Source organism: Kitasatospora sp. NPDC004531, assembly GCF_053602195.1.
Window position 1 is genome coordinate 132,496 of the sequence record NZ_JBSGDD010000005.1, and the last position, 25,923, is coordinate 158,418.

Here is a 25,923-nt window from a genome sequence, read left to right on the forward strand (position 1 = left end):
ACACGCCCCGGCCGGCCACCCGGAACCACCCCCCGGCTCGTTCGTTGAACCGGGCGACGGTCCGGTCCGCCCCTCGCGCTACGGTGGGGGTGATCGCGCAGCGTCTCGCACGCACGCGTCTCGCACGCACTCGACGAAGGCGGGGATGACAGATCGTCATGGGTGAGCTCAGGGTCCGGGTCACGCAGGACAGCGCCTCCCGGTGGCGGCGGCGCAGCGGGGAGTACGCGACGCTCCGCGAGGCCCTGGAGGTGGCCGAGCCGGGTGACACCCTGACGGTCCGGCCCGGGCTGTTCCGCGAGGCGGTGCTGGTCGACAAGCCGGTGACGCTGGTCGCCGAGCAGGGGCCGGGCAGTGTGCGGATCGCGCCGCCGGAGAGCGCGGTGCGCGGCGGCACGGCGCTGACGGTCACGGCGGGCGCGACGATCCGCGGCCTGACCGTGGAGGGCTCGGACCGCAGCACGCCCGCGGTGCTGCTGTCCCGCGCGGACGGCGCGGTGCTGGCGGACTGCCGGATCGAGACCTCCTCCGCGGTGGGCGTGGAGCTCGCCGACGGCACCCGGGCCCGGCTGGTCAACTGCACCGTGGAGAACCCGTCCGGCCTGGGCGTCCGGCTGCGCGCGCAGGCGCAGGCCGAGCTGTCGGAGTGCGAGGTCTCCGGCGCGGGCCAGAGCGGCCTGGCGGTGCTGTCCGGTTCGCGGCTGCGCGCGGAGCGGGTGCGGGTGCACCACACGGGCGGCGCGGGCGTGCTGCTGGCCGACCCGGGGTCGCTGGCGGAGCTGACCGGCTGCGAGGTGTTCGAGGTGCGCGGCTCGGGCGTGCAGGCCGAGGCGCAGGCCATCGGTCGATTGACGGACTGCTCGGTGCACCGGGTCACCGGCAACGGCCTGAGCCTGGACACCGGCGCCGAACTGGAGCTGACCGGCTGCCGGGTGCACGAGGTGCCGGAGAACGCGGCCGACCTGCGCGGCGGCTCCCGGCTGACGCTGCGGCAGGTGACGGTGCACGCGTTCGGCCGGGGCGCGCTGTCGGTGTGGGACGGCGGGACGAAGGTGCTGGCGGAGAGCTGCCGGTTCCACTCCGCGCAGGGCGACTACCCGGCGCTGTGGGTGAGCGACGGCGCGGCCCTGGAACTCGTCGACTGCTCGCTCGACGACCTGCCGGACGCGCTGTTCGTCCTCGACCAGGGCTCCTCCGCGTCGGCCCGCGACTGCTCGTTCACCGCGATCCGCTCCTCCGCGGTCTCCGTCTCGGGCGGGGCGAGCGCCGACCTGTCGGGCTGCCGGATCCAGGGCGCGGGCACCGGCCTGTGGTTCCGCGACCACGGCTCGGGCGGCCTGCTGACGGACTGCGAGATCGCCGACGTCGCCACCGGCGTGATCGTCACCAAGGGCGCGGACCCGGTACTGCGCGAGTGCACGGTGCGCGGCGCGAGCGAGGCCGGGGTGTACGTGTCGGCGCAGGGGCGCGGCGAGTTCGACACCGTGCGGGTGTCGCAGGGCGGCGGCTTCGGCTTCCACGTGATCGACGGCTGCCGGACGAAGCTGGTGCGCTGCCGGGCGGAGCGCAACGCCCGGGCCGGGTTCGAGTTCTCCGAGCCGGGCCCGGTCGCCGAGGGCTGCACCTCGGACGACGTCGCCCCGCCGCCGGCCGCGCCGGTGCCCGCCCCGCGGGCGAACGAGCCCGCGCAGCCGCCGCTGGCCTCCCTCGCCCCCGCCGTCCAGACCACCGCCTCGCCGTCGCCGCCGGCCGCCGCCGTGATCGCGCCGATCCCGGACTGCCGGCCCGCCGAGGAGGCGCTGGCCGAGTTGGACGCCCTGGTGGGCCTGGCGACGGTCAAGCAGGAGGTGCGCACCCTGATCGACATGATCTCGGTCGGCCGGGCCCGCCAGCGGGCCGGCCTGAAGGCCCCGTCGCCGCGCCGGCACCTGGTCTTCACCGGCTCCCCCGGCACCGGCAAGACCACCGTCGCCCGCCTGTACGGGGAGATCCTGGCCGCGCTGGGCGTCCTGCAGCGCGGGCACCTGGTGGAGGTCGCCCGCCTCGACCTGGTCGGCGAGCACATCGGCTCCACCGCGATCCGCACCGCCGCCGCGTTCGACAAGGCGCGCGGCGGGGTGCTGTTCATCGACGAGGCGTACGCGCTGGCCCCCGAGGACGGCGGGCGGGACTTCGGCCGGGAGGCGATCGACACCCTGGTGAAGCTGATGGAGGACCACCGCGACGAGGTGGTGATCATCGTGGCGGGCTACACCGCCGAGATGGAGCGCTTCCTGGCCGCCAACCCGGGCCTGTCCTCCCGGTTCTCCCGCACCGTCACCTTCCCCGACTACACGGCCGACGAGCTCCTCGACATCGCCCGCGCGCAGGCCGCCGAGCACGAGTACCACCTCGACCCGGACACCGAGGCCGCCCTGCACGCGCACTTCGCCGCCCTCGACCGGGGGGTCGGCTTCGGCAACGGCCGCACCGCCCGCCAGGTCTTCGAGAGCATGATCGAACGCCACGCCTCCCGGGTCGCCCAGCTCGCCGACCCGACCACCGAGGAGCTGCAACTGCTGGTCCCGGCCGACCTGCCGGGCTAGCCGCTGCGCCGGGTCCGGTCGGTGTGCCCGGCCCGGCCGGTGGGCCCGGCCGGGTCGGTGTGCCCGGCCGGGTCGGTGTGCTCGGCGAGCGTCGCGGCGAGGCGGTCGCGCAGTGCGCTCTGGGCGGCGATCCGGCGGTTCAGCACGGCGAGGCGGTCGCGGGCGACGGCCAGCGCCCGCTCCGAGGGCGGGCCGCTGGTGACGTCGCCGTCCAGGCACGGCAGGAACACCCGCACGTCGTCCAGGGTGAGGCCGGCGGCCAGCAGGGCGCGGATGTTGCGCACCCGGACGACCGCGCCCGCCGGATAGACCCGGTAGCCGTTGTCGGCGCGGTCCGAACCGATCAGCCCCGCCTGCTCGTAGTGCCGCAGCGCCCGGGCCGTCGTGCCGGTCGCGGCGGCCAGTTCACCGATCCGCATCCGGCCGATCATGCCACCGGCCGCGCGGGGGCGCACCCGCCCGGGCCGCTCCCCCTGGGTCCGGGAGACCTCAGGCCACCACCGCCCCGCCGTCCACCGCCAACACCGCGCCGGTGACGAACGAGGCCGCCGGGTCGGCGAGTCGGACGATCGCCCAGGCCACCTCCGCCGGCCGCCCGAGCCGCCCCGCCGGGGTGTGCGCCAGCTGCCAGGCCCGCAGCTCGGCCAGCCGCTCCGGCGTCAGGTCGCGGACGATCGGGGTGTCGATCGGGCCCGGCGCGACGGCCACCGCCCGGACGCCCTGCGGGGCGAGTTCGACCGCCCAGCTGCGGGTCAGGGTCTCCAGCCCCGCCTTGGTCGCCGCGTACACCGAGCTGCCGGGCCAGCCGCGCTGCCCGATCGCGGTGCTGACGTTGACGACCACGCCCCGGGCGGCGGCCAGCAGCGGCAGGGCGGCGGCGGTGAGCAGCGCGGGCCCGACCAGGTTGGTCGCCACCTGCTCCGCCACTGCCCGCGGCCGCAGTTCGCCGAGCGGCGCGCTGCGCACCACCGCCGCGTTGTTGACCAGCACGTCCAGCCGTCCGTACCGCTCGGCCGCCTCGGCGGCGATCCGCTGCGGGCCGCCGTCGGCCGCGAGGTCCCCCGTCAGCACCTCGACCGCCGGGTGCCCCTCGGCGGTCTCCTCCAGCGCTGCCGCGCCCCGGCCGACGGCCAGCACCCGCGCGCCCTGCTCGGCGAAGGCCCGCGCCGTCGCCCGTCCGATCCCACTGCCCGCCCCGGTGACCAGGACGATCCGCTGCTCGTTCGTCATGCCGCGGATCCTCCGACCCTGCCGCCAACGGCAGGGTCAAGCGCGGGAGTTCAGGCCAGTCGGCCGCCGCCGTCCACGTGCAGCACGGTGCCGGTGACGTACGGGCTGTCCATCGCGTACAGCACGGCCTTGACCAGGTCGTCGGGGGTGCCGACGCGGCGGGCCGGGTTCCGCTCGGCGACGCCGCGCAGGAACTCCGCCTTCCCCGCCCCGAGGCCGTCCCAGGAGCCGGTGTCGACGATGCCCGGGGAGACGGCGTTGACCCGCAGCGGGGCGAGCTCCACGGCGAGGGCCTGCACCAGGAAGGCCAGCGCGCCGTTGGTGGTGGCCATCACGGTGCGGGCGGGCGCGGGGCGCCAGGCGGCGACGCCGGAGAAGAAGGTCAGCGAACCGCCGTCGGCGAACTGCCCCGCCAGGTGCTTGGCGAGCAGCATCGGGCCGATCACCTTGGCGTCGAACGCCCGTCGGATGTCGGCCAGTTGAAGCTCGGACAGCGGGCCGTTGGCGGGCATCGCGGCGGTGGACACCAGGTGGTCGATCCGCCCGGCGCGGCCGGCCAGCGCCTCGATCGACGCCTCGTCCGCCAAGTCGACCGGCACCGCCGTGGCCGGGCCGGTCAGCTCGCCGGCGGTCCACTCCAGCTTGCGCGGGTCGGGCCCGGCGAGCAGCAGCTCGGCCCCGGCGGCGGAGGCGGCGTGGGCGATCAGCCGGCCGGTGCGGGAACCGGCGCCGACCACGAGGACGCGGCGGCCGGCGAGGGACTCGGACATGGGAACTCCTTCGAACTCGGGAACTCCTCCACCCTCGCCCGAGCTGCGGCGATGCGTCCAAGGCTTGTTCTTCACCACAGCCATAAACTGCGTGCATGGCAACGCTCCGGCAGCTCGAATACCTGGTCACCGTGGTCGACACCGGCTCCTTCACCCGGGCCGCCGCACAGCTGCACGTCACCCAGCCCGCCCTGTCGCACCAGGTCCGGGCCCTCGAATCCGCCCTCGGCGGCACCCTCCTCGAACGGCTGCCGCGCGCCGTCCGCCCCACCCCGCTCGGCCGGGCCGTCCTGCCGCACGCCCGCGCCGTCCTCGCCGACGCCCGGCGGCTGCACGCCGCCGCCCGCCGCACCGCCGGGCTCCAGGACGGCGAACTCGAGGTCGCCACCATCCACTCGGTGGCGCTCGGCATCCTCCCGCCGGTGCTGCGCGCCTGGCGCCGCGAGCACCCCGAGGTGCGGATCCGGCTGCGCGAGTACCCGCACGCCGAGCTGCTGCGCGCCGCGATGGCCGCCGGCGGCGCGGACCTCGCCGTCGGGCCGGTGCCCGCCGACTGGGACGGCCCCGTCCGCGAGCTGGGCGTCGAGGAGTTCGCGCTCGTCCTGCCCGCCGACGACCCGCTCGCCGACCCGCCGGACGGCGTCCTCCCGCTGGCCGCGCTCGCCGACCGCGCCTGGGTCCACTACGCCCCCGGGCACGGCCTCGCCGAACTCCTCGACCAGGCCTGCGCCCGGGCCGGCTTCCACCCCCGCCCCGCCGTCCGCACCGAACAGACCGCCGCCGCCCCCATGCTCGCCGCCGCCGGCCTCGGCCCCGCGCTGGTCCCCGCCGCCGTCCTCCCACCCGCCCTCGACGCCGCCGTCCTGCGCCCCCACCCGCCCATCCACCGCCCCCTCGCCGCCTACACCCGCACCCGCCCCGACCGCCTCACCACCGCCTTCACCGAAACCCTCGCCACCCACACCCGCCTCACCGCCGGCCTGTCGGACCTTCCCACTACCGTGTCGCCGCAACGACCGGCCCGAACCGTGGAGCGCCCCGCATGAGCCACCTCGACCACCCCCGCTTCGGACGCCTGGACGCCGGCGCGCGCCACGACACCGACCTCCTCTGGCAGGGCGCCGCGCGACTCGGCGACCGCACCGTCCCCGTCCTCCTCTGGGCCGGCCCGTCCAGCACCCCCACCGCCGAGGACCTCGACGCCCTCGCCGCCAGCCTCGCCGACCTCCCCGCCCTCGACACCACCGCCCGCACCGCCCTGTGCGCCCACCTGCACGAGGACCGCGAGTTCCTCGACTTCCACCTCGAAGAACTCCCCGACAGCGAACCCGTCCGCCACCTCCGCCACGACTCCCCCGCCCAGGAAGTCGTCGCCGCCATGCACCTCACCACCGTCACCCTGTGGCTCCCCGCCCCCTCCGCCCACCCCCCGGTCGTCCTCGACTACACCTTCGACCCCGACCTCAGCGACCAGATCCTCGCCGTCAAACTCACCCACGACGCCACGGTCACCGCCATCGACTGGGAGAGCTGACCTCCCCTCACCCCACGAGCGCGCGCTCGATCCGCGCCCGCTCGCGCACCGCACGCGGGTCGGCGAAGCCCGCGAGCAGGGCCAGCGCGGCGACGCGGTGCGAGCGGGCCGCGTCCGGGTCGCTGTGGTGCAGGGCCCGGGCCAGGCCGGCGAGGGCGAGGGCTTCGTGCCACGGGTCGCCGAGTTCGTGGTGGGCGGCGGCGGCGCGGCGGAAGTGGGCGACCGCCTCCTCGGGGCGGTCGAGGCAAAGGTGGGCGCGGCCGGTGCCGTGCCAGGCGAGCGCTTCGCGGCTGCGGTCGCCCAGGCGGCGGTGCAGAACGGCGGAGCGGTGGTGGGCGTCGAGGGCCTCGGCGTACCGGCCGACGGCGAGTTGGCTGTCGCCGAGGGCGAGCAGCCAGAACGCCTCCAACCGGTCGCTGCGCAGGCTGAGCGCGATCTCGACGGCGTCCTGGGCCGACGTCAGTGCGGCTTCGTACTCGCCCTGTTCGCGCTGGATGTCGCTGAGCAGCCGCAGCGCGTTCCCCTCGCCGCGCCGGTTGTCCGCCGCCCGGTGCGCGGCGAGGGCCTGCTCGGCGGCGGCCCGGGCCGGCTCGGTCCGCCCGGCGTGGTGTTCCGCCCCGGCCAGGTTCGCCAGCACGGTGGCCGCCCAGTGGGTCTCCCCCAGCGCCCGGAACGCGACCAGTGCCCGTTCGAACTCGGCTGCGGCCTCGCTCAGTCGACGCCTCCGCAGGTGGCCTAGGCCGAGCAGGTTGAGCGCGTGCGCCGCGTTGCCGCGGTCGCCCAGCTCGCGGAAGAGGGCGAGGGCTTCCCGGTGGTGCGCCTCGGCCGCGTCGTGCTGGTTGACCCGGGTGAGGGACATGCCGAGGTCGGCGAGCAGCAGGGCCCGCGCGGCGTCGTCCCGCAGTCGTTCGGCCGCCGCGAGACCGAGCCTGCCGACCGGGATCCACTCCCCGCCCGGCGCGGAGGGGGCGGGTGCGTTCCACAGCACGGCGGCCAACTGCCAGGTGTGGCGGTCGAATCCGGCCGTGGCGGCGGCGCGGACGGCGTGCAGGAGGTTGGCCCGGTCGCGTTCGGCCCAGTCCGCGGCGGCGTTGTGGTCGGTGAACGCGAGGGGTTGCACGCCGTCCGCCGGCGGGTCGAGCGGGAGCCGGGCTTCGGCCGGGCTCAGCCACCGCTGGGCGGCGTCGGCGGTGTGCAGGTACCAGTCGAGCAGGCGGCGGAGCGCGGACTCCCGCTGCGCGGGCGTTTCCTCCTGCTGGGCCTGATCGGTGGCGTAGGCGCGCAGCAGGTCGTGGAACTGGTAGCGGTCGGGCGCGGTCTGCTCGACGAGGTGCGCCCCGACCAGGGTGTCGAGCAGTTGCCTGGCCCGGCCGGTGCCCAGTTCGGCGAGCGCGGCGGCGGCGTGCAGCCCGAACTCGGGCCCCGGGTGCAGGCCCAGCCGCCGGAACAGCCGGGCGGCCGCGTCCGGCAGCGCCCGGTAGGACCAGGCGAACACCGTCCGGACGGCGTCGCTCTCCTCCTCGTCGCCGACGCTCAGCGCGTCCCACAGCGCGGATTCGTCCCGCAGGTCGGCGATCAGGTCGTCCAGCCCCAGGTGCGGCAGGCTGGCGGCGCGTTCGGCCGCGATCCGCAGGGCGAGCGGGAGCCGGGCGCACAGCCGGGCGAGTTCGACGAGCTCGGCGGGGTCGTCCGGCGGCCGGTGCTCGGCGGTGACGGCCCGCAGCAGCGCGACGGCCTCGGGTTCGGGGAGGGTGCCCACCGTGAGCCGGCGCGCCCCGTCCCGCACGGCGAGCGGCGACAGCCGGCTCCGGCTCGTGACGAGCACCAGGCACCCCGCGCTGCCGGGCAGCAGCGGGCGCACCTGCCCGACCGCGGCGGCGTTGTCCAGCACCACCAGCATCCGGCGGTCCGCCAGCAGCGACCGGTACAGCGCGGCGGCCGCGTCCTCGTCCGCGGGGACGGATGCCGCGGGCACGCCGAGCGAGACCAGGAACCGGTCCAGCGCCTCCCGCGCGGTGACGGGCCGCCCCGGGTCGTACCCGCGCAGGTTGACGTACAACTGCCCGTCCGGAAACCGCTCCCGCGTCCGGTGCGCCCACCGCAGCGCCAGCGAGGTCTTCCCGGCCCCGGCCGTCCCCGCGATCACGTACACCGGTACGCCCGCACCGGCCAGCGCCGCGTCCAGCTCGCCCAGCTCGTCCGTCCGGTTCACGAACGACCGGACGTCCGCCGGGAGTTGGCGCGGCGTCGGGGTCCGTCGCCCGGCCTCGGGCAGGCCGTGCAGGTGGATGCCCCCGCTCACCGTCCCCGCCTGGACGGCCTGCTGAGCGGCGCCCGACAGTTCGTTGTGCGCGTCGATCGCCTACTCCCCTTCCGCGTGGGGTGCCATCTCCCGGGCGAACCAGGACGCCACGTCCTCTCCCCGGCGGTACAGCGAACGGATGAACCCCTCCCAGACGGCGACGAGTTCGGGATCGGTCCAACGGATCGCGCCGTCCGGCGCACCGGCTTCCGTGTACAGCACCCGGTACAGGGTGCGGCCGCCGAGTACGACGACCTCGGGCAGCGGGCCGGAATCCTCCGCCAGGTCCTCGGCGTGGACGATACGGATCCGCTCGCCGCACTCGGCCCGCATCCGCAGCGAGTACAGCTCCCAGCGCAGGTAGGCGTTGAGCGGCCGCTCGACCACCCGCACCCGGTGGAAGAACGATCCGCGCTCCTCGTCCTCCCGCCCGATCGCCTCCAGCGCCCCGCGCCGCTCCTCCAGCAGCCGCAGCGCGCCCGCCCAGTCGCCGCGGCGCAGCGCGTCCCGGCTGGGGCTGTTCTGCTCCTCGAAGTACTGCCGCCGTTCGAGTTTCCAGGAGTCCCGCCCCCGGATCCGCGCGTCCCGCTCCCGGAAGTCCCGCCGGTACTCCTCCCGCCCGAGCCGGCGCCCGCCGGCCAGGGCCGGGGCACGGCGCTCAGGCATCGGGGATGTCCGGCTTCGCCGCGGTGAGCATCGCGCCCGGGATGACCACCACCCGCTCGTCCTCGCCGATCCGGACGCCCTCGGGCAGGCGGGTGCGGTAGGCGTCGGTCACGTCCGTGCCGATGACGGCGATGTCGCCGTTGGCCAGTTGCCAGATCTCGGGGCACTCGTCGCGGCCGTCGGAGGATCCCAGCTCGGCGGCCGTCCTCCCCAGGCGCCTGGCGAACGGTGCGGGCGGATCGACGTCCCGTGCGCGGCCCATGCGTGCCCCCCGTGTCGACGCGGCAGTGGTGGACAAGCCTATCCGTGATGGTCCGTCATCGGGCAGTGCGCGGGCGGGGGTTCAGTCCGTCGTGTTCGTCGCTTCGCGGGCCGCTTCGCAGTCGCAGGCGCCGTCGTGGCCGGGTTCGAGGCGGCAGAAGAACCAGTAGGGCACGCCCGTGAGGTGGGGTGGGTGGAAGCGGCGGTCGCAGTAGGTCTCGCTCCAGTGGTCGGTGCGGCGCTGCGCCATCGGGTTCGCTCCTCGTGGGGGGTCGGTGGGGGAAGGATGCCGTGAGCGGCAGGGCTACGGCAGCGGCGGGCAGGCCTGGGCCGGGGACGCGAGGAGGACGGTCAGGGCGACGGCGGTGGCGGCGATGCCGGCGACGACGGCGAGGAGGCGGACGAACTCGGGGTCCTCGGGGAGGCGGGTGCGCAGGCCGGTCCAGCGGGTGAGGCGTCCGGCGAGGGCGCCGCCGGCGGCGAGGAGGACGAAGCAGACCGGCAGCAGGACGGAGAGGGCGGCGCGGCTGCCGGGTTCGAGATGGGTGTCGCAGCCCGTCCAGGTGCCCGCGACGATCCTGATCGTGGCCAGGGCGGCACCTGCGGCGAGCAGCGTGCCGAGGCCCGCGGTGGCCGGTCGTCCGAGCAGGTTCATGGCGTCTCCCTTCGGGGCCGCGCCCCGTCTCCCTCCCGGACGCGTGGCGCGGCCGGGAGGTTGCGGCGGCGGGTGGGTCAGAAGACGGCGGTGAACGCCGCCATCCGGCTGGCGTCGAGGTCGGGGCGGAGGCGGCCGCCGCGGGTGAGGGTGGCCATGCCGTGGAGGGTGGACCAGGCGAGTTCGGTGTAGCCGGCCGGGTCGAGGCCGGCGGCGGTGGCGCTGGCGGTGGCGGGGTCGGCGATGGCGGCGAACGCCTCGTGCAGGGCGGCGGGCGCGTCGGGGGTGCCGAAGGGCAGGGGGACGGCCATGGTGAAGATCGCGTCGTAGAGCGCGGGGTTGGCGGCGGCGAACGCCAGGTACGCCCGGGCGACGGCCGCGAACGCGGCTCTCGGTTCGTCGAACCCGGTGGCGGCGGCCCGCAGTTGGACGGCGAGTTCGGCGCAGCCCTGGACCGCGACGGCGGCGACGATGGCGTCCTTGCCGGCGAAGTGGCTGTACAGGACGGGCTGGCTGTACTCGATGCGGTCGGCGAGGCGGCGGGTGGTGACGGCGTCCCAGCCCTCGGCCTCGGCGAGTTCGCGGGCGGCCCGGACGATCAGTTGTTCCCGTTCGGCGCGTTCCCGCGCCCTGCGCTCCTTGATAGCCATGCCCGAAATCCTAGCACCGCTAGACAACTGACGACCCGTCGGTCTAGCGTTGTTCACGTCGCTAGCGCCGCTAACCAGAAGGCGCAGAAGCCCACTTCACCATTCAGGGGGAGAACCATGTCCATCGCCGCGAGCACCGCGCCCACCACCCGCGTCCGCACCCACCTGGCCACCGCGGGCACCGTGCTGATCGGCCTGTTCCCGCTCTGGTTCGGCCTCAGCTACATCTTCTCGCCGGAGTCCACCGCCGCCGGCTTCGGCCTCCCGGCGTGGCCGCAGGGCGACGCGGCGACGTTCCTGATCACCAAGGGCATCCGCGACGTGGTCTCCGGCCTCGTCCCGCTGTCCCTGCTGCTGCTCGGGCACCGCCGCGCCTCGGGCTGGGCGCTGCTGGTCACCACGCTGATCCCGATCGGCGACGGCACCACCATCCTGACCCACCACGGCAGCACCGCCATGGCCTTCGGCGTCCACTACGCGACGGCGGCGTTCATGCTCGTCACCGCCGCCCTGGTGCTCACCGAGAAGCCGGCCCGCAAGGGCTAACGGCCGCCCAGCAGCCCGCGTTCGAGGGCGACGACCACCGCGTGGGTGCGGTCGGCGACGTCGAGCTTGGCGAAGATCCGCAGCAGGTGGGTCTTGACGGTGGCTTCGGCGATGACCAGCCGGCGGCCGATCTCCACGTTGGAGAGGCCGTCGGCGACCGCCCGCAGGACTTCGGTCTCGCGGGCGGTGAGGGCCGCCTGGGCGGGTCGGCGCAGGCGGGCGACCAGGCGTTCGGCGACGCGCGGGGCCAGCACGGTCTGGCCGCGGGCGGCGGAGCGGACGGCGTCCGCGAGCTGCTCGCGGGTGGTGTCCTTGAGCAGGTAGCCGATGGCCCCGGCCTCGACCGCGCGTTCGATGTCCGTGTCGGTGTCGTAGGTGGTGAGGATCAGCACCCGGGTGCGGCGTCCGCGGGCGACGATCTCGGCGGTGGCGCCCGCCCCGTCGAGGACGGGCATCCGCAGGTCGAGCAGCGCCACGTCGGGCTCCAGCCGTTCGACCAGTTCGACGGCGGCGCGACCGTCGCCGGCCTCGCCGACGATCTCGATGCCGGGCTCGGAGGCCAGCAGGGCGATCACCCCGGCGCGCATCACGGTGTGGTCGTCCGCCAGGACGACGCGGAGGGTGTTGTCCGGCATCTCAGACCTTCCCGTCGGCGGGGATCACGGCGAGGACGCGGGTGCCGTCGCCGGGCGAGCTGGTGACGGTCAGTTCGCCGCCGAGTTCGGCGAGCCGCCTGCGCATGCCGTCGAGCCCGAAGCCGTGCGCGTCCTCGACCACGAACCCCCTTCCGTCGTCGGTGAGTTCGAGTTCGATGCCGTGCGCGTGCGGTGCGAGGACGACCGCCACCGTCGAGGCCGCCGCGTGCTTGCGGACGTTGGCCAGCGACTCCTGGGTGCAGCGCAGCAGCGCGATCCGGGCCGGCTGGTCGCAGGCGACGTCCTCGGGCAGCTCGGCGAGGACGGTCAGGCCGGTGTCCTCGGCGAACCGGTCCAGGGTCCGGCGCAGGGTCGCCGCGATCGAGCCGGTCGCGAGACCGCCGGACGGGGCGGCGCCGACCAGCACCCGGGCCTCGGCGAGGTTCTCCCGCGCGGTGCTCTCGATCGACCGCAACTGCTGGGCGCTCAGGCCGGGATCGGTGCGCAGAGCGGCCCGGGCGGCCTCGGCCAGCACCACGATGGACGCGAAGCCCTGGGCGAGGGTGTCGTGGATCTCCCGGGCGAGGCGCTCGCGTTCCTCGGTGGCCCCCTGGAGCCGGTGCGCCTCCATCAACCGGGCCTGTGCGGCGGCGAGTTCGGCGCCCAGGCGGCGGGCCCGCTCGTCGCTGTGCTCGACGATCCGGACCACCGCCAGGCCGAGCAGCACGCTCGCGGTGCAGCCGATAAGGGTGAAGACGATGTTGCCGGTGAAGAGGTCCGGATCGTCGCCGCCGTGCAGGACGATGCCGGCCACGGTGGCCGCGGCGGCGAGCACGGTGAAGGCGATCGCGGAGCGGGAGTCCGCGGCGAACAGCCAGCACAGCGGCAGCGACACGATGAACAGCGCCGCGCCGTCGCCGCGCGCCGCCGCCAGCGCGCCCAGCACGAGCGCGAGCACCGCGAGGAAGGCGTGCGGCCGCAGCACCGGTGAGCCCGGCCGGGCGGCCGCCGCGTAGCCGAGGCCGAGCCCCGCCACCAGCGCCGCCGTCCACCAGAAGGTGCCCGACCCCACCTCGTCCAGCACCGAGACCATCGGCGGGCACAGGCCCAGCACCACCCAGGAGAGCGCGTACCAGCGGTGGAGGGCCCGGGTGCGGAACCGGTCCTCGGGCTGCGGCCGTTGCGTCACGACGGCCACCCTATGCGTCCGGCACGGCAGCGAGCACCGGCTTCCGGGAGGCGCGGGCCGGACGCCGGCGCGGCCAGGCCCGGTCGCCGAGGAGCAGCAGCAGCGAGGGCAGCACCAGCAGCCGCACCACGACGGCGTCCAGCAGCACGGCGGCGGCCAGGCAGAAGCCCATCTGCTTCATCTCGGTCAGGTGCAGCGCGACGAACGCGCCGAACACCGTCACCATGACGACCGCCGCGCTGGTCACCACCTTCGCCGACCGGCCGATGCCCTCCAGCACCGCCTGCCGGGCCGGCATTCCGGCGTCGCGGGCCTCCTGGATCCGGCTGACCACGAACACCTGGTAGTCCATGGACAGCCCGAAGAGGATGACGAACAGGAACAGCGGGACCCGGGAGGCGATCGCGCCGAGCGAGTCGAAGCCCAGCAGGCCCTCCGCCCACGTCCCCTGGAAGACCAGCACCAGCAGGCCGAGCGAGGCCCCGGCGGACAGCAGGTTGAGCAGGACGCCGATCAGCCCGACCACCGCCGAGCGGAACGCCCGGACCGTCATGGCGAAGGTCGCCAGCAGCAGGAACCCGACGACCAGCGGCAGCTTGCCCCGCTCGTGCGCCACGTAGTCGCGGCCCCGGGCGACGTCCCCGCTGACGGCCGTCGCGACGCCGCCCAGCGCGCCGACCGTGGCGGGCAGGTGGTCGTGCCGGAGGCGGTCGAGCGAGCGGACGGCCTCGGCGGAGTTCGCGGCGAACGGGACGGACAGCGCCAGGACGCTGGTGCGGCCGTCGGCGGAGGTCCGCACCTGCGGCGCGGCGGTCCGGGCGAACAGCGGGTCGGCCTGCGCCCGGCGGCCGAGCTCGGCGAGGGCGTCGCGCACCTGCCCGGCCCGCTCCGGGGTGGCCCGGGCGACCACCTGGTGGGTGGTGCGCAGCTCCGGGAAGGCCGCGTTCAGCCGGTCGTAGGTCTGCATGGCCGGGATGCCGCGCGAGAAGGTGTCCTTGCCCGGGTCGACGAGCTTCATGCCGAACGCGGGCGCCGCCAGGGCCAGCATGGCCAGCACCGACAGGCCCAGCGTCAGCGCGGGACGCCGCTGCGCCGGCCGCAGCACCGCCCCCAGCAGCCGGCCCGTCCCGGCGGCCTCCGCCCCCCGCGCCCGACGGCCGCGCGAGGCCCACCGGGCCCGCGCCGGCCTGCCGCTCGCCGCCCGCCGGGCCGCCCGGCGCTCGGCCCGCTGCCCGGTCTTCACCAGCAGCGCGGGCAGCACCGTCAGCGAGCTGGCCACGGCGACCGCCACCACCAGGACCGTGCCGGTGGCGAGCGAGGAGAAGATGACGTCGGCGGCCAGGTACAGCGCCGAGGTGGAGACGATCACCGCCAGCCCGGAGACCACGATCGCCCGGCCCGCCGTCGCCGCCGCCAGCTCCACCAGCGCCTCCGCCGTCAGCCGGCCGCCGGCCCGGGCCCGTTCCTCCCGTTCGCGCTCCAGGTGGAACAGCGTGTAGTCGACGCCGACCGCCAGCCCGACCAGCATGATCATGTTGGTGCCGACGCCCGGGTCGGGCAGCAGGTGGGACGCCAGCATCGACAGGCCCAGCGCGGCCGCGATGGACGACAGCGCCAGCAGCAGCGGCACCCCGGCCATCACCACCGACCCGAACACCACCAGCAGGGTGACCAGCGTGACCGGCAGCGTGATCCGCTCGGACAGCGCCAGGTCCTTCCCGCGCTGGTCGTTGACGCCCTTGCTGATGGACGGGGAGCCGGTCTCCGCCACCACCAGCTCCGGATGGGCGGCGCCCACCTGCGCGGTCGCGGCCAGCAGCGGGACGACGTTCTTGCGGCCGTCCAGCTCGGGCCCGCGCAGCACCACCGCGACCCGGACCACCGTGCCGTCCGCGGAGCGCACCGGCGCCGCGACGCTCTCCACCTCGGGCAACGCCCGGGCCCGCTCGGTGAGTTCGCGCACCACCGGGTCGACGGCCGACGCCTCCAGCGGGCCGGACCGGGCCGAGAGGACGATCTGTTCGGTGGGCCGGGTCTGCAGCCCGGCCTCGGCCGCCATCGTCTCGGCGCGCCCCGCCTCGCCGACCCGGTAGTCCTCGGTGCCGGCCGCCCTGGTCCCGACCGCGAGGCCGACGCCGAGGCACAGGACGACGAAAACGAACCAGCCGCCGATCGCGCGCCACGGGTGACGGGCGCTCCAACGGGCGATTCTCACTGGGAGTTGACTCATACCGGCGATCCTGCTCGGCCGGCCGCACCGCCCGACACGCCCGGCCGGTGGAACCTTCCGTCCACCGACCGGTGGACACCCGCTGCGCGTCCTGGCCGTCGGCCGTCCGCCCGCCCGAACGCCCGCCCCGCCAGCCGTCCGCCCGCCCGAACGCCCGCCCCGTCAGCCGTCCGCCCAGTCGCCGCCCGCGAGGAACGCCTCCAGGGCGGCGCGGTGCGGACCGGGGTCGATGCGCTCGGCGGCGAGCCACCGGGCCGAGTAGTACTTGTCGAGGTAGCGGTCCCCGGGGTCGCAGATCAGCGTGACGACGCTGCCGGTGCGCCCGGCGGCCCGCATCTCGGCAACCAGCTTGAGCGCGCTGTACAGGCCGGTGCCGGTGGAGGCGCCGGCCTTCTTGCCGAGGACGGTCTCCAGCAGGTGGACGGCGGCGATGGACGCCGCGTCGGGCACCCGCATCATCCGGTCGATCGCACCGGGCACGAAGGAGGGTTCCATCCGGGGCCGGCCGATGCCCTCGATCCGCGAGGAGGTGGGGACGGTGGCGCCCGGATCCCGGTTGACCCAGCCGTCGAAGAAGCAGGAGTTCTCCGGGTCGGCGACGCAGATCCGGGTGTCGTGCTGCATGTAGTGCACGTACCGGGCGATGGTCGCGGAGGTGCCGCCGGTGCCGGCGGTGGCGACGATCCAGGCGGGCTCGGGGTGCGGTTCCAGCCGCAGCTGGGCGAAGACCGACTCGGCGATGTTGTTGTTGCCGCGCCAGTCGGTGGCCCGCTCGGCGTAGGTGAACTGGTCCATGTAGTGGCCGCCGGTCTCGGCGGCGAGCCCGGCGGCGGCCTCGTACACCTCGCAGGCGTTGTCGACGAGGTGACATCGGCCGCCGTGGAACTCGATCAGCTCGATCTTGGCGCGGCTGGTGGAGCGGGCCATCACGGCGATGAACGGGACGCCGATCAGCTGCGCGAAGTAGGCCTCGGAGACGGCGGTGGAGCCGCTGGACGCCTCGATGACGGGCCGGCCGGGCCGGATCCAGCCGTTGCACAGGCCGTACAGGAACAGCGAGCGCGCGAGGCGGTGCTTGAGGCTGCCGGTCGGGTGGGTCGACTCGTCCTTGAGGTACAGGTCGATGCCCCACGCGGCGGGCAGCGGGAAGCGCAGCAGGTGGGTGTCGGCGGAGCGGTTGGCGTCGGCCTGGACGCGCCGCACGGCCTCCTTGAGCCAGGCCCGGTACTCGGGGTCGGAACGGTCGACGTCCAGAGTCGAAAGGGTCGGAACGGTCATCGCGCACTCTCCTCGCACCCGCCGGATACCCACCCACTGTAACAGGCGCTCACGATAAGTGACGGTTACGGCGACCCCAGCTTCCGCTTATGGAGGCAGGGGTCGCCGCGACCTGACGGACCGTCAATCAGCAGCCACCGCACGGAGGATGTCCAACCGGGCCGCCCGCGCGGCGGGCCGCAGCCCGGCCAGCGCCCCGGCCGCCAGGCCGACCAGCGCGACGACCGCCAGCCGCCCGGCGGGCAGCGCGAACGACCCGGTGCCGGCGCTGTCGGAGGCCCGGGTGAGCGCCCACCCCAGCAGTGCGCCGAGCGCCAGCCCGCCGGCCGTCCCGAACGCGGCGACCAGCACGGACTCCCAGCGCACCATGGCCCGCAGCTGCGCCCGGCTCTGGCCGACGGCGCGCAGCAGGCCGAGTTCGCGGACGCGTTCGTGGACGGCCAGGGTGAGCGTGTTGGCGATGCCGAGCAGGGCGATCAGCACGGCGAGCGCGAGCAGCGCGTAGACCACGGACAGCATCATGTCGACGCCGGAGGCGGCGCTCGCGGCGTACTCGTCGCGGGTCTGCACCTGCGGGTTGCCGTACCCGTCGGCGACCTGGGCGATCGCGGCCTTCCCGGCGTCCGGGCCCACGCCGGGGCGGAGGGCGACGGCGACCAGGCTGTCGGAGTCCTGGACGCGGTGCGGCTGCCAGGCCTCGCGGCTGATCAGGTAGTCGCCGGTGACGCCGCCGCCCCGGTACAGGGCGCGGACGGTGAAGGTGGCGGGGCCGTCGGCGAAGCGCATCGGCACGGCGGTGCCGAGCTGCCAGCCCCGCGCGGCCGCCTCGGTGCGGGACACCGCGAGCCCGTCGGCCCCGAGCTCGGACAGCGAGCCGTCGATCCGCCCGAGGTCGGTGACCTGCGCCAGCTGCGCGGGGTCGGCGACGTCCAGCTGCTTGCCGCGGCCGTCCACCTGGGCGACGCCCCGGCCGAGTCCGGCGGCGGCGCGGACCTCCGGGAGGGCGGCCAGTGCCGGCGCCAGCTTCGGGGAGACGCCGCTGCCGCCGGCCCCGGCGGCGGGGGCGGTGACGGCGAGGTCGCCGGCGAAGGACCGGGAGACCGCGTCGTCCAGGGTGGCCTGCACGGACGCGCCGAACACGGTGAACAGGGTGACCACGGCGACGCCGACCATCAGCGCGCTGGCGGTGGCGGACGTCCGCCTCGGGTTGCGGGCGGCGTTGCGGCGGGCCAGGGCGCCGGTGACGCCGCGCAGCCGGACCAGCGGCGCGCCGAGCGCCCGGACGGCGACGGCGGCGGCGACCGGCCCCAGCACCACGGTGCCCAGCAGCAGCGCGAGCGCCCCGCCGACGGTGAGCGCCAGCGACGGGCCGCGGGTGGCGCCGAGGACCAGCGCGGGCAGTCCGCCGAGCACCGCGAGCGCGCCGACCGAGGTGCGCAGTACCGCGCCGCGGCCGTTCGCCGCCTCGTCCACGGCGCTCTCGCGCAGGGCGGCGAGCGGCGCGGTGCGGGCGGCACGCAGCGCGGGGGCGAGCGCGGAGCCGGCCGCGACCAGGGTGCCGACCAGCAGCGGCAGGGCGACGGTGGCGGGTTTGATCACGGTGCCGCCGGTGGGCAGGGTGAAGCCGATCGCCGCGAACAGCGCCTTGAGTCCGGCGGCGACGCCGAAGCCGCCGAGCAGGCCGAGCGCGGAGGCCAGCACCCCGAGCGCGAGGGCTTCGCCGAGGGCGGTGCCGAGCACCTGCCGGCGGCCCGCGCCGAGGGCGCGCAGCAGGGCGTTCTCGCGGGTGCGCTGGGCGGTGACGATGGCGAAGGTGTTGTGGATGGTGAAGGTGGCGACCAGCAGCGCGATGCCGGCGAACACCAGCAGCAGCGTGGTGAACAGGCCGAGGAAGCGGCCGGAGACGTCGGCGGTGGACTGCGCGGTGGCGTCGGCGCCGGTCAGCGCCTCCACTCCGGTGGGCAGCAACGGCCGTACCCGGTCGACGAGTTGGCGCTGGCTCAGACTGTCGGAGCGGAGCCGGACGGTGGAGACCTGGCCGGCGCCGCGGGGCGTCAGGTGGGCCTGGGCGTCGGCGAGGGTGAGCGCGGTGAAGGTGCTGGGGCCCATGCCGTCGGCGTCCGCGCCGAAGGTGGCGATGCCGACCACGGTGATCCGCACCGGGTCGGGGGTGCGCAGCACGGTGGTGTCGCCGATGTGCAGCTTGCCGGCCTTGGCGGCGCCCCGGTTGACGACGGCTTCGCCGGGAGCGGCGGGGGCGCGGCCCTCGGCGAGCCGGTAGGGGTTGAGCTTCGGGTCGGTGATCCAGTTGCCGGCCCAGGTGGGCGGGCCCTGGCCGCCGATCGGGGCGCCGTCGGCGCCGATGAGTTGGCCCGCGCCCTGGACGGAGCCTTCGGCGGCGGCGACGCCGGGCACGGCGCGCAGCCGTTCCACCAGCGTGTCGTCGAGCGGGGCGCGGACGCCGCCGGGGACGCCGGGGTCGGCGATGGCGTCGGCGCCGCGGACGACGGCGTCGGTGCCCGCGTTGGCGTCGGCGAACAGGGTGTCGAAGTTGGCGCGCAGGGTGTCGCCGAGCACCATGGTGCCGCTCAGGAAGGCGACGCCGAGGACGATCGACAGCACGGTGCCGACCAGTCGGCGGCGGTGGGCGAGCAGCGAGCGCGCGCCGAGTCGGACGCTCGCGTTCACCGGGCGACCGCCCGGGGGCGGCGGCCGTCGAAGGCCTTCATCCGGTCCAGCACCCGTTCCGCGGTGGGCTGTTGCATGGTGTCGACGAGGCGTCCGTCGGCGAGGAACAGCACGGTGTCGGCGTACGCGGCGGCGGCCGGGTCGTGGGTGACCATGACCACCGACTGGTGCATGGTGTCGACGGCGGAGCGCAGCAGGCCGAGGACTTCGCCGCCGCTGCGGGAGTCCAGGTTGCCGGTGGGCTCGTCGGCGAACACCACCTGCGGGCGGCCGGCGAGGGCGCGGGCGACGGCGACGCGCTGCTGCTGGCCGCCGGAGAGCTGGCTGGGGCGGTGGTGCAGGCGCTCGCCGAGGCCGACCACGTCGATCAGGGTGTCCAGCCAGTCGGTGTCGGGGGCGGCGCCGCCGAGGTCGAGCGGCAGGGTGATGTTCTCCCGCACGGTGAGGGTCGGCACCAGGTTGAACGCCTGGAAGACGAAGCCGATCCGGTCGCGGCGCAGCAGCGTCAGCTCCCGGTCGCCGAGCGCGGACAGTTCGGTGTCGCCGAGCCAGGCCCGGCCGCCGCTGAGGGTGTCCAGCCCGGCGGCGCAGTGCATGAGCGTCGACTTGCCGGAGCCGGAGGGGCCCATCACGGCGGTGAACCGGGCGGCGGCGAACTCGACGCTGACGCCGTCCAGGGCCCGCACCCGGGTGTCCCCCGCGCCGTACTCCTTCACGGCGTCCTCGACCCGGGCGGCGGCGCTCATCGCTTCTCCCCGGGCGCGTCGGTGTCCTCGGTCAGGACGGCGCGGCGCTCGCGGTACTCCTCGGCGTCGATCTCGCCCTGCGCGTAGCGGCGTCCGAGCACCGCCAGCGGTGCGTGCTCGAAGCCGCCGCACCGGCCGCGGCGCCGCCACACCGTCCGGCGCAGCACCAGCACCGCGCACACCGCGATCAGCAGCCAGAAGAACGGGAACGCCAGCACCCAGGGGCCGGGCCAGGGCCCGTCGGCCAGCTCTGCGACCATCGGAAGTCATCTCCTCGCGACTCGGAAGGGGGCCGGGGTCGTTCCCCGGCCCGCCCCTCCACCGTCCCGCCGCCGGGGCCCCCGCCGCGTCCTCCGGCGGGCGGCACCGCCGCTACTCCCGGCGCACTACCCGAGCCAGCCGGGCCGGACCAGGCCGGATTCGTAGGCCAGCACGACGAGTTGGGCGCGGTCGCGGGCGCCGAGTTTGACCATGGTGCGGCTGACGTGGGTCTTCGCGGTGAGCGGGCTGACCACCAGGCGGCGGGCGATGTCCTCGTTGGTGAGGCCGAGCCCGACCAGGGCGAGCACTTCGCGTTCGCGGTCGGTGAGGACGTCCAGGCGGGTGGTGGCGGGTTCCTTGGAGCGGGCGGCGAACTCGCCGATCAGGCGGCGGGTGACGCCCGGGGAGAGCAGGGCGTCGCCGGCGGCGGCGACCCGGACGGCGCGCAGCAGGTCGCCGGGTTCGGTGTCCTTGACCAGGAACCCGGCGGCGCCGGCCCGCAGCGCCTCGAAGACGTACTCGTCGAGTTCGAAGGTGGTCAGCACGACCACGCGCACGGCGGCGAGTTCGGGGTCGGCGCAGATCCGGCGGGTGGCGGCGAGGCCGTCCAGGCGGGGCATCCGGATGTCCATCAGGACCACGTCGGGGCGCAGTTCGGCGGCCCGGGCGACGGCCTGTTCGCCGTCGTCGGCCTCGCCGACCACCTCCAGGTCCGGCTGGGCGTCCAGCAGGGCCCGGAAGCCGGCCCGCACCAGCCGCTGGTCGTCGGCGAGCAGCACCCTGATCATGCGTCGACCTCCTTCGGGGCCAGCGGCAGCCGGGCCCGCACCTGCCAGCCGCCGGCGTCGTCGGGCCCGGCGTCGACGGTGCCGCCGAACGCGGCGGCGCGCTCGCGCATCCCGACGACTCCGCTGCCGCTGCCGCCCGCGTCACCGCCGCCGGGCGGCCCGGGGTCGGCCACCGACAGCTCCAACCGTCCTTCCTGCCAGGCGAGTCGGACGGTGGCGGTGCGGGCGGTGGAGTGCCGCAGCACGTTGGTCAGCGCCTCCTGGACGATCCGGAACGCGGCCAGCCCGAGCCCCGCGCCGAGCGGGGCGGCGCGCCCCTCGGTGCGGACGGTGACGGCCAGCCCGGCGTGGCCGGCCTGCGCGACCAGCTCGTCGAGGCGCTCCAGCCCGGGCGCGGGGGTGCGCGGCGCGGCGGCCCCGGGGGTGCGCAGCGTGCCGAGCACCTGCCGGACTTCGCCGAGCGCCTCCTTGCTGGTCGCCTTGATGGTGGCGAGCGCGTCGCGGGCCTGCTCGGGCCGGGCGTCCAGCAGTTCCAGGGCGACGCCCGCCTGGAGGTGGATCAGCGAGATCGAGTGCGCCAGGATGTCGTGCAACTCCCGTGCCATCCGCAGCCGTTCCTCGTCGCTGCGGCGCGCGCGGGCCTCCTCCTCGGCGGCCCGCACGGCGGCGATCTGCTCGCGCCGGAACCGGGCCAGTTCGGCGCCGACGAACAGCAGCAGCAGCCACGCGGTGACGCCCAGCTCCTGCCAGGGCGCCGCCTCGCGCCCCGGGGCGCGCAGCCAGGACGCCGGCGCGGCGTAGCTCACCAGCAGGTGCAGCAGGTAGAAGCTGCCGGCGCTGATCCAGGCGGCCCTGCGGTGGCCGCGCTGCACGGCGGAGAAGAACGCCACCACCACGGCCACGAAGGCCGGCCCGTACGGGTACCCGGCCCACAGGTAGCCGGCCGTCACCGCCGTCACCGCGGCGACGGTGAACGCGGGGCGGCGCACCCGCAGCACCAGCAGCGCCGGGCCGAGCACCAGCAGCAGGTACCCGAGGGCATCCAGCGGCACCCGTGCGTCCTGGTGCCGGGCGGCGACGGTCGTCCCTGCCACCTGGACGACCGTCGCCACGACGGCCGCCGCGACCGGCCACCCCGCCTTGCCGGCCCGCACCCACACCGGCACCCACGGCCGCCGCACGTCTCCCATACCGGAAGGCTAGCCGCGCCCCGGGCCCGCCCCATCGGCCGCGCGGAGCAGACTCCCGTACTCCCGCCGCAGTACACCCGATCACCCCAAGTGATCATGCGCTCACCCCTGGTACGGTTCGGTGCCACCGTCCACCGCCAGGAGGCCCCGTGCGCGCCACCCTCCGCCGAGCCGTCATCCCCGCCGCCGGCCTCGGCTCCCGGCTGCTGCCGCTGACCAAGGCCATCCCCAAGGAGATGCTGCCGGTCGGCGACCGGCCGGTGATCGAGCACACCGTGCGGGAGTTGATCGACTCCGGCATCACCGACATCACCATCGTGGTCTCCGGCGACAAGTCGCTGATCCAGGACCACTTCCGCCCCAACCCGGCGCTGGTCGCGCAGTTGCGCGCGGGCGGAAAGGACGCGTACGCGGACGCGGTGGAGGACGTCGCGGAGCTGTCCCGGCGCGGCCACATCACCTACCTGTTCCAGCACGGCCCGTACGGCAACGGCACCCCGGTGCTGAACGCCGCCCGCGACTTCGGTGACGAGCCGTTCCTGGTGCTGTGGCCCGACGACGTGTTCGTGGCGCCGGTGCCGCGCGCCCGGCAGCTGATCACCGCGCACGAGCAGACCGGCGCCCCGGTGCTCGCGCTGATGCCGATGGACCCGGCCGAGTCGCACCGCTACGGCGTGCCGGTGGTCAAGGAGGACCTGGGCGACGGCTCGCTGCGCATCACCGGCCTGGTGGAGAAGCCCGACCCGGCCGTCGCGCCGTCGCACTACGCGGCGATCGGCGGCTACGTGCTGACGCCCGGCGTGGTCGACGAACTGCGCGAGCAGCACCGGCGGTTCCGGGCCCACCCGGTCGGCGAGCTGTTCCTCACCGACGCACTCAACGCGTACGCGGCCCGCCGCGCCGTCTACGGCCAGGTCATCGAGGGGCACTGGTACGACACCGGCAACCCGCAGGCCTACCTGCTCGCCCAGTTCGCGCACGCCCTGGCGCACCCCGGCTACGGGCCGCCGCTGCTCGACCTGGCCCGCGCGCAGGCGGGCCCCGACGGCGGCTGAAGCGCCGCCGGGGCCCGGCCGGCCGCCCGTCAGGGGATGCGCACCGCCCGGCCGGTGACCCGCACCCGGCTGTCGCCGGCGAGCAGGTCCACGGCAAGCAGGCCGGGCCGCCCGAGGTCCTCGCCCTGGTGGAGCGTCAGCCGGGCGGTCTCCAGCTGCCGCAGCCGGCGCAGGTACGCGCCGAACGCGGCGGCGGCCGCGCCGGTGGCCGGGTCCTCGACGATGCCGCCGACCGGGAACGGGTCGCGGACGTGGAAGGTGGCCGCGTCCTGCTCCCACACCAGTTGCAGGGTGACCAGGTCGAGGCGGCGCATGAACGCGGCCAGCGCGTCGAACCGGTAGTCCAGGTCGGCCAGTCGGGCCCGGGTGGCAGCGCCGATCACCAGGTGCCGGGCGCCGGCGGAGGCGATCATCGGCGGCAGGTCCGGGTCGAGTTCCCCGGCCTTCCAGCCGAGCGCGTCGAGGGCCTCGGCGAGGTCCTCGGCGGAGATCTCCTCGACGCTCGGCGGAACACTCGTCAACGTGGCCGTGAACTCTCCGGCGTCGGTGCGCCGCACGGCGACCGGCACCGGGCCGGCCTTCGTCTCGAACAGCAGCTCGCCGGGGCCGATCAGCTCGCCCAGCGCGACGGCGGCGGCGATGGTGGCGTGCCCGCAGAACGGCACCTCCAGCAGGGGGCTGAAGTAGCGGACGGTGCGGGCGCGCGGCCGGCCGGGCACGGGGGTGAGGAACGCGGTCTCGGAGTAGCCGAGCCGGGCCGCGAGGTCCAGTTGCTGCCGGTCGGTGAGCCCGGTGGCGTCCAGCACCACGCCCGCGGGGTTGCCGCCGGCGGGGTCGGCGGTGAAGGCGGCGTAGCGCAGCGGTTCGGCGGGATCGGCCGGGGTGTTGTCGGTCATGTGGGGGTGAACGGGCGGCGGCCGACGGCGATTCCCCGCGGCGGCCCCCCGGAACGTACGTGCGGGGATGAACGCTAGACTGCCGCATCCGGCTCTCATAACCGTATCGAGGATAGAAGAAACATGGCTGAGGCCCACCCGAAGGTTGTTGTGGTTGTTCCGACGTACAACGAGCGGGAGAACCTCCCGATCCTGGTAGGTCGGCTGGGCGAGCTCGGCATGCCGAACCTGCACGTGCTGGTAGTGGACGACAACTCCCCCGACGGCACGGGCGACGTCGCGGACAAGCTCGGCGCGGAGTCCGGCGGCACCCTGACCGTGCTGCACCGCACCGAGAAGGACGGCCTGGGCCGGGCCTACATCGCGGGCATGACCAAGGCGCTGGACAACGGCGCCGACATCGTGATCCAGATGGACGCGGACCTGTCGCACCCGCACACCGCGATCCCGGCGATGGTGGAGAAGCTCACCACCACCGACGCCTCGGTCGTGCTGGGTTCCCGCTACGTGCCGGGCGGCTCGACCGCGTCGGAGTGGCCGTGGCACCGCAAGGCGCTGTCGGCGTGGGCGAACTTCTACGTCAACGCGATCCTGCGGCTGAAGGTCAAGGACGCCACCGCGGGCTTCAAGGCCTGGGAGGCGCAGGCGCTGCGCAAGGTCGACCTGCAGTCGGTGCGTTCCAACGGCTACTCGTTCCAGGTCGAGATGAACTACCGCGTGGTCAAGCACGGCATGCGCATCGCGGAGGTGCCGATCCGCTTCGAGGAGCGCGTCGAGGGCATGTCGAAGATGAGCCTGGGCGTGCAGCTGGAGTCGGCCGTCGCTCCGTGGAAGCTCCGCTTCGGCAAGTGACGCCCCGGTAGTGCGTCGTGCGGCGCGGGTCGACGGTTCGTCGGCCCGCGCCGTTCGCGTTCCGGGTCAGTGCTCCAGCACCGCCTGCGGGTCCTCCAGGTAAGGCTCCCAGGCGAGTTCGGCGGCGCCGACCAGCCCGGCGTGGGCGAGCTGCGCGGGGACGATCGGGACGCGTCCGCTGCGGCCCCACAGGCAGCGTTCGGCGACCACGGCGGCCAGCCGGTCGGGGGCGGCGGCGAGCAGGTCGAGGTGCAGGCCGCTGAGCACGATCCGGTCGGGGTTGAGGATGTTGACCAGCCCGGCCAGGCCCAGTCCGAGGCGCTCCACCACGTGTTCGACGGCGTCGGCGGCCTCCGGGTCGCGGGCCAGTGCGCGGGCCTGCCCGAGCAGCGGCCGGCCGGGGTCGGGGCGGCGCTTCGCGGCGGCGAACAGCGCGTCGGGGTCGGTCTCGGCGTTCAGGCAGCCGCGGTTGCCGCAGGGGCAGGGCCGGCCGAGCGGGTCGACGGTGAGGTGGCCGACCTCCAGGGCGAGGCCCGAGCTGCCGGTGTGCAGGCGGCCGTCGAGGACCAGCGCGCCGCCGACGCCGCGGTGTCCGGAGGTGACCAGCAGCAGCTGCCGGGCGTCGCGGCCGGCGCCGTGGCGGTGCTCGGCGAGGGCCGCCAGGTTGGCGTCGTTGGCGACGGCGGTCGGGAGCACGGTGCGGGCGCGCGGCCCGAGGTCCGCGCCGGCCACCCGGGCGGCGAACAGCTCGGCGACGGGGGTGCCGGACGGCCAGTCGAAGTGCAGCGGCGCGAGCGCGGTGCCGTCGGGTTCGGTGACGGGGTTGGGCAGCGCGAGCGCGAAGCCGAGCACCCGGCGGCGGCTCGCCTCGGAACGCTGCTGGCGGCGCTCGGTGTTGACGACACCGCTGTTGGCC

Annotated in this window: 26 protein-coding genes; 6 read left to right on the forward strand and 20 right to left on the reverse strand. The window is 75.5% G+C overall.

The features are described from left to right. The first annotated feature begins 158 nt into the window (after window positions 1-158). Window positions 159-2,585 (forward strand): right-handed parallel beta-helix repeat-containing protein, encoded by a 2,427-nt coding sequence (locus tag ACWEMJ_RS04335; RefSeq protein WP_452135428.1) that lies wholly within the window; start codon window positions 159-161, stop codon window positions 2,583-2,585. On the opposite strand, the gene ACWEMJ_RS04340 is transcribed toward ACWEMJ_RS04335, so the two are convergent. The 3 genes from ACWEMJ_RS04340 to ACWEMJ_RS04350 all read right to left on the reverse strand — a co-directional run bounded on the left by ACWEMJ_RS04340 (window position 2,582) and on the right by ACWEMJ_RS04350 (window position 4,585). Then, the gene (locus ACWEMJ_RS04340) at window positions 2,582-3,004 is read right to left on the reverse strand and encodes a MerR family transcriptional regulator (protein ID WP_452135429.1); all 423 of its coding nucleotides are present in this window, start codon (window positions 3,002-3,004) and stop codon (window positions 2,582-2,584) included. The two genes, ACWEMJ_RS04335 and ACWEMJ_RS04340, sit on opposite strands and share 4 nt — an antisense overlap. A gap of 70 nt (window positions 3,005-3,074) precedes the next feature. Next, on the reverse strand, window positions 3,075-3,815 hold the full coding sequence (locus ACWEMJ_RS04345; protein ID WP_452135430.1) for an SDR family NAD(P)-dependent oxidoreductase: 741 nt from the start codon (window positions 3,813-3,815) through the stop codon (window positions 3,075-3,077). Between the two features lie 50 nt (window positions 3,816-3,865). After that, complete coding sequence (locus tag ACWEMJ_RS04350) at window positions 3,866-4,585, reverse strand: SDR family oxidoreductase (protein WP_452135431.1); 720 nt, start codon at window positions 4,583-4,585, stop codon at window positions 3,866-3,868. Between the two features lie 95 nt (window positions 4,586-4,680). Here ACWEMJ_RS04350 and ACWEMJ_RS04355 point away from each other — a divergent pair, with 95 nt between their 5' ends. Next, window positions 4,681-5,631 carry a LysR family transcriptional regulator gene (locus ACWEMJ_RS04355; RefSeq protein ID WP_452135432.1) on the forward strand — a complete coding sequence of 317 codons (951 nt, stop codon included), beginning with the start codon at window positions 4,681-4,683 and terminating at the stop codon, window positions 5,629-5,631. Then, window positions 5,628-6,119, forward strand: coding sequence for a DUF2004 domain-containing protein (locus ACWEMJ_RS04360; RefSeq protein WP_452135433.1), 492 nt, complete (start codon window positions 5,628-5,630; stop codon window positions 6,117-6,119). Before ACWEMJ_RS04355 ends, ACWEMJ_RS04360 begins: the two co-directional genes overlap by 4 nt. A gap of 7 nt (window positions 6,120-6,126) precedes the next feature. On the opposite strand, the gene ACWEMJ_RS04365 is transcribed toward ACWEMJ_RS04360, so the two are convergent. The 6 genes from ACWEMJ_RS04365 to ACWEMJ_RS04390 form a co-directional block, all read right to left on the reverse strand. Then, window positions 6,127-8,421, reverse strand: a complete 2,295-nt coding sequence (locus ACWEMJ_RS04365) for an ATP-binding protein (RefSeq protein WP_452135434.1) — start codon at window positions 8,419-8,421, stop codon at window positions 6,127-6,129. A gap of 60 nt (window positions 8,422-8,481) precedes the next feature. Beyond that, window positions 8,482-9,087, reverse strand: coding sequence for a DUF6879 family protein (locus tag ACWEMJ_RS04370; protein WP_452135435.1), 606 nt, complete (start codon window positions 9,085-9,087; stop codon window positions 8,482-8,484). Continuing rightward, the gene (locus tag ACWEMJ_RS04375; protein ID WP_452135436.1) at window positions 9,080-9,349 is read right to left on the reverse strand and encodes a hypothetical protein; all 270 of its coding nucleotides are present in this window, start codon (window positions 9,347-9,349) and stop codon (window positions 9,080-9,082) included. The genes ACWEMJ_RS04370 and ACWEMJ_RS04375 overlap by 8 nt, the downstream gene beginning before the upstream one ends. An 81-nt stretch (window positions 9,350-9,430) precedes the next feature. Further along, the gene (locus ACWEMJ_RS04380; RefSeq protein ID WP_452135437.1) at window positions 9,431-9,598 is read right to left on the reverse strand and encodes a hypothetical protein; all 168 of its coding nucleotides are present in this window, start codon (window positions 9,596-9,598) and stop codon (window positions 9,431-9,433) included. Between the two features lie 54 nt (window positions 9,599-9,652). Further along, window positions 9,653-10,003 carry a hypothetical protein gene (locus ACWEMJ_RS04385; protein WP_452135438.1) on the reverse strand — a complete coding sequence of 117 codons (351 nt, stop codon included), beginning with the start codon at window positions 10,001-10,003 and terminating at the stop codon, window positions 9,653-9,655. 77 nt (window positions 10,004-10,080) lie between these two features. Next, window positions 10,081-10,653, reverse strand: coding sequence for a TetR/AcrR family transcriptional regulator (locus ACWEMJ_RS04390; protein ID WP_452135439.1), 573 nt, complete (start codon window positions 10,651-10,653; stop codon window positions 10,081-10,083). A 117-nt stretch (window positions 10,654-10,770) separates the two neighbouring features. On the opposite strand from ACWEMJ_RS04390, the gene ACWEMJ_RS04395 reads away from it, so the two are divergent. After that, window positions 10,771-11,199, forward strand: coding sequence for a DUF4267 domain-containing protein (locus tag ACWEMJ_RS04395; RefSeq protein WP_452135440.1), 429 nt, complete (start codon window positions 10,771-10,773; stop codon window positions 11,197-11,199). Here the strand turns inward: ACWEMJ_RS04395 and ACWEMJ_RS04400 are convergent. The 9 genes from ACWEMJ_RS04400 to ACWEMJ_RS04440 form a co-directional block, all read right to left on the reverse strand. Next, entirely contained in the window at window positions 11,196-11,834 is a 639-nt protein-coding gene (locus tag ACWEMJ_RS04400; RefSeq protein ID WP_452135441.1) for a response regulator, read from the reverse strand. The two genes, ACWEMJ_RS04395 and ACWEMJ_RS04400, sit on opposite strands and share 4 nt — an antisense overlap. A gap of 1 nt (window position 11,835) precedes the next feature. Beyond that, complete coding sequence (locus ACWEMJ_RS04405; protein WP_452135442.1) at window positions 11,836-13,023, reverse strand: sensor histidine kinase; 1,188 nt, start codon at window positions 13,021-13,023, stop codon at window positions 11,836-11,838. A gap of 10 nt (window positions 13,024-13,033) precedes the next feature. Beyond that, a complete protein-coding gene (locus tag ACWEMJ_RS04410; RefSeq protein WP_452135443.1) occupies window positions 13,034-15,253 on the reverse strand; it encodes an MMPL family transporter in 2,220 nt (739 codons plus the stop codon). Between the two features lie 162 nt (window positions 15,254-15,415). Further along, window positions 15,416-16,531, reverse strand: a complete 1,116-nt coding sequence (locus tag ACWEMJ_RS04415) for a PLP-dependent cysteine synthase family protein (protein ID WP_452135444.1) — start codon at window positions 16,529-16,531, stop codon at window positions 15,416-15,418. Window positions 16,532-16,654: 123 nt separating this feature from the next. Further along, window positions 16,655-19,219 carry an FtsX-like permease family protein gene (locus tag ACWEMJ_RS04420; RefSeq protein WP_452135445.1) on the reverse strand — a complete coding sequence of 855 codons (2,565 nt, stop codon included), beginning with the start codon at window positions 19,217-19,219 and terminating at the stop codon, window positions 16,655-16,657. Continuing rightward, window positions 19,216-19,965 (reverse strand): ABC transporter ATP-binding protein, encoded by a 750-nt coding sequence (locus ACWEMJ_RS04425; protein WP_452135446.1) that lies wholly within the window; start codon window positions 19,963-19,965, stop codon window positions 19,216-19,218. Before ACWEMJ_RS04425 ends, ACWEMJ_RS04420 begins: the two co-directional genes overlap by 4 nt. Continuing rightward, the gene (locus ACWEMJ_RS04430; RefSeq protein WP_452135447.1) at window positions 19,962-20,225 is read right to left on the reverse strand and encodes an SHOCT domain-containing protein; all 264 of its coding nucleotides are present in this window, start codon (window positions 20,223-20,225) and stop codon (window positions 19,962-19,964) included. Before ACWEMJ_RS04430 ends, ACWEMJ_RS04425 begins: the two co-directional genes overlap by 4 nt. Before the next feature lie 126 nt (window positions 20,226-20,351). Further along, the gene (locus ACWEMJ_RS04435) at window positions 20,352-21,014 is read right to left on the reverse strand and encodes a response regulator (protein WP_452135448.1); all 663 of its coding nucleotides are present in this window, start codon (window positions 21,012-21,014) and stop codon (window positions 20,352-20,354) included. After that, a complete protein-coding gene (locus ACWEMJ_RS04440) occupies window positions 21,011-22,204 on the reverse strand; it encodes a sensor histidine kinase (RefSeq protein ID WP_452135449.1) in 1,194 nt (397 codons plus the stop codon). The genes ACWEMJ_RS04435 and ACWEMJ_RS04440 overlap by 4 nt, the downstream gene beginning before the upstream one ends. 149 nt (window positions 22,205-22,353) lie before the next feature. Between ACWEMJ_RS04440 and ACWEMJ_RS04445 the strand changes: the two genes are divergently transcribed. After that, window positions 22,354-23,259 (forward strand): UTP--glucose-1-phosphate uridylyltransferase, encoded by a 906-nt coding sequence (locus tag ACWEMJ_RS04445; RefSeq protein WP_452135450.1) that lies wholly within the window; start codon window positions 22,354-22,356, stop codon window positions 23,257-23,259. A 29-nt stretch (window positions 23,260-23,288) separates the two neighbouring features. On the opposite strand, the gene ACWEMJ_RS04450 is transcribed toward ACWEMJ_RS04445, so the two are convergent. After that, a complete protein-coding gene (locus tag ACWEMJ_RS04450) occupies window positions 23,289-24,155 on the reverse strand; it encodes a PhzF family phenazine biosynthesis protein (RefSeq protein ID WP_452135451.1) in 867 nt (288 codons plus the stop codon). A gap of 123 nt (window positions 24,156-24,278) precedes the next feature. On the opposite strand from ACWEMJ_RS04450, the gene ACWEMJ_RS04455 reads away from it, so the two are divergent. Further along, on the forward strand, window positions 24,279-25,007 hold the full coding sequence (locus ACWEMJ_RS04455) for a polyprenol monophosphomannose synthase (RefSeq protein ID WP_452135452.1): 729 nt from the start codon (window positions 24,279-24,281) through the stop codon (window positions 25,005-25,007). 66 nt (window positions 25,008-25,073) lie between these two features. Here ACWEMJ_RS04455 and ACWEMJ_RS04460 read toward each other — a convergent pair. Further along, the coding region (locus ACWEMJ_RS04460; protein WP_452135453.1) for an ROK family protein at window positions 25,074-25,923 on the reverse strand (850 nt) is incomplete at its 5' end.

What these genes read in the sequence shown, in the direction of transcription:
- ACWEMJ_RS04360 (WP_452135433.1), top strand. Translation starts at nt 5,628, where the DNA reads ATGAGCCACCTCGACCACCCCCGCTTCGGACGCCTGGACGCCGGCGCG.
- ACWEMJ_RS04395 (WP_452135440.1), top strand. Translation starts at nt 10,771, where the DNA reads ATGTCCATCGCCGCGAGCACCGCGCCCACCACCCGCGTCCGCACCCAC.
- ACWEMJ_RS04440 (WP_452135449.1), bottom strand. Translation starts at nt 22,204, where the DNA reads ATGGGAGACGTGCGGCGGCCGTGGGTGCCGGTGTGGGTGCGGGCCGGC.
- ACWEMJ_RS04345 (WP_452135430.1), bottom strand. Translation starts at nt 3,815, where the DNA reads ATGACGAACGAGCAGCGGATCGTCCTGGTCACCGGGGCGGGCAGTGGG.
- ACWEMJ_RS04370 (WP_452135435.1), bottom strand. Translation starts at nt 9,087, where the DNA reads ATGCCTGAGCGCCGTGCCCCGGCCCTGGCCGGCGGGCGCCGGCTCGGG.
- ACWEMJ_RS04455 (WP_452135452.1), top strand. Translation starts at nt 24,279, where the DNA reads ATGGCTGAGGCCCACCCGAAGGTTGTTGTGGTTGTTCCGACGTACAAC.
- ACWEMJ_RS04410 (WP_452135443.1), bottom strand. Translation starts at nt 15,253, where the DNA reads ATGAGTCAACTCCCAGTGAGAATCGCCCGTTGGAGCGCCCGTCACCCG.
- ACWEMJ_RS04355 (WP_452135432.1), top strand. Translation starts at nt 4,681, where the DNA reads ATGGCAACGCTCCGGCAGCTCGAATACCTGGTCACCGTGGTCGACACC.
- ACWEMJ_RS04380 (WP_452135437.1), bottom strand. Translation starts at nt 9,598, where the DNA reads ATGGCGCAGCGCCGCACCGACCACTGGAGCGAGACCTACTGCGACCGC.
- ACWEMJ_RS04435 (WP_452135448.1), bottom strand. Translation starts at nt 21,014, where the DNA reads ATGATCAGGGTGCTGCTCGCCGACGACCAGCGGCTGGTGCGGGCCGGC.
- ACWEMJ_RS04425 (WP_452135446.1), bottom strand. Translation starts at nt 19,965, where the DNA reads ATGAGCGCCGCCGCCCGGGTCGAGGACGCCGTGAAGGAGTACGGCGCG.
- ACWEMJ_RS04430 (WP_452135447.1), bottom strand. Translation starts at nt 20,225, where the DNA reads ATGGTCGCAGAGCTGGCCGACGGGCCCTGGCCCGGCCCCTGGGTGCTG.
- ACWEMJ_RS04400 (WP_452135441.1), bottom strand. Translation starts at nt 11,834, where the DNA reads ATGCCGGACAACACCCTCCGCGTCGTCCTGGCGGACGACCACACCGTG.
- ACWEMJ_RS04390 (WP_452135439.1), bottom strand. Translation starts at nt 10,653, where the DNA reads ATGGCTATCAAGGAGCGCAGGGCGCGGGAACGCGCCGAACGGGAACAA.
- ACWEMJ_RS04335 (WP_452135428.1), top strand. Translation starts at nt 159, where the DNA reads ATGGGTGAGCTCAGGGTCCGGGTCACGCAGGACAGCGCCTCCCGGTGG.
- ACWEMJ_RS04385 (WP_452135438.1), bottom strand. Translation starts at nt 10,003, where the DNA reads ATGAACCTGCTCGGACGACCGGCCACCGCGGGCCTCGGCACGCTGCTC.
- ACWEMJ_RS04375 (WP_452135436.1), bottom strand. Translation starts at nt 9,349, where the DNA reads ATGGGCCGCGCACGGGACGTCGATCCGCCCGCACCGTTCGCCAGGCGC.
- ACWEMJ_RS04450 (WP_452135451.1), bottom strand. Translation starts at nt 24,155, where the DNA reads ATGACCGACAACACCCCGGCCGATCCCGCCGAACCGCTGCGCTACGCC.
- ACWEMJ_RS04340 (WP_452135429.1), bottom strand. Translation starts at nt 3,004, where the DNA reads ATGCGGATCGGTGAACTGGCCGCCGCGACCGGCACGACGGCCCGGGCG.
- ACWEMJ_RS04350 (WP_452135431.1), bottom strand. Translation starts at nt 4,585, where the DNA reads ATGTCCGAGTCCCTCGCCGGCCGCCGCGTCCTCGTGGTCGGCGCCGGT.
- ACWEMJ_RS04415 (WP_452135444.1), bottom strand. Translation starts at nt 16,531, where the DNA reads ATGACCGTTCCGACCCTTTCGACTCTGGACGTCGACCGTTCCGACCCC.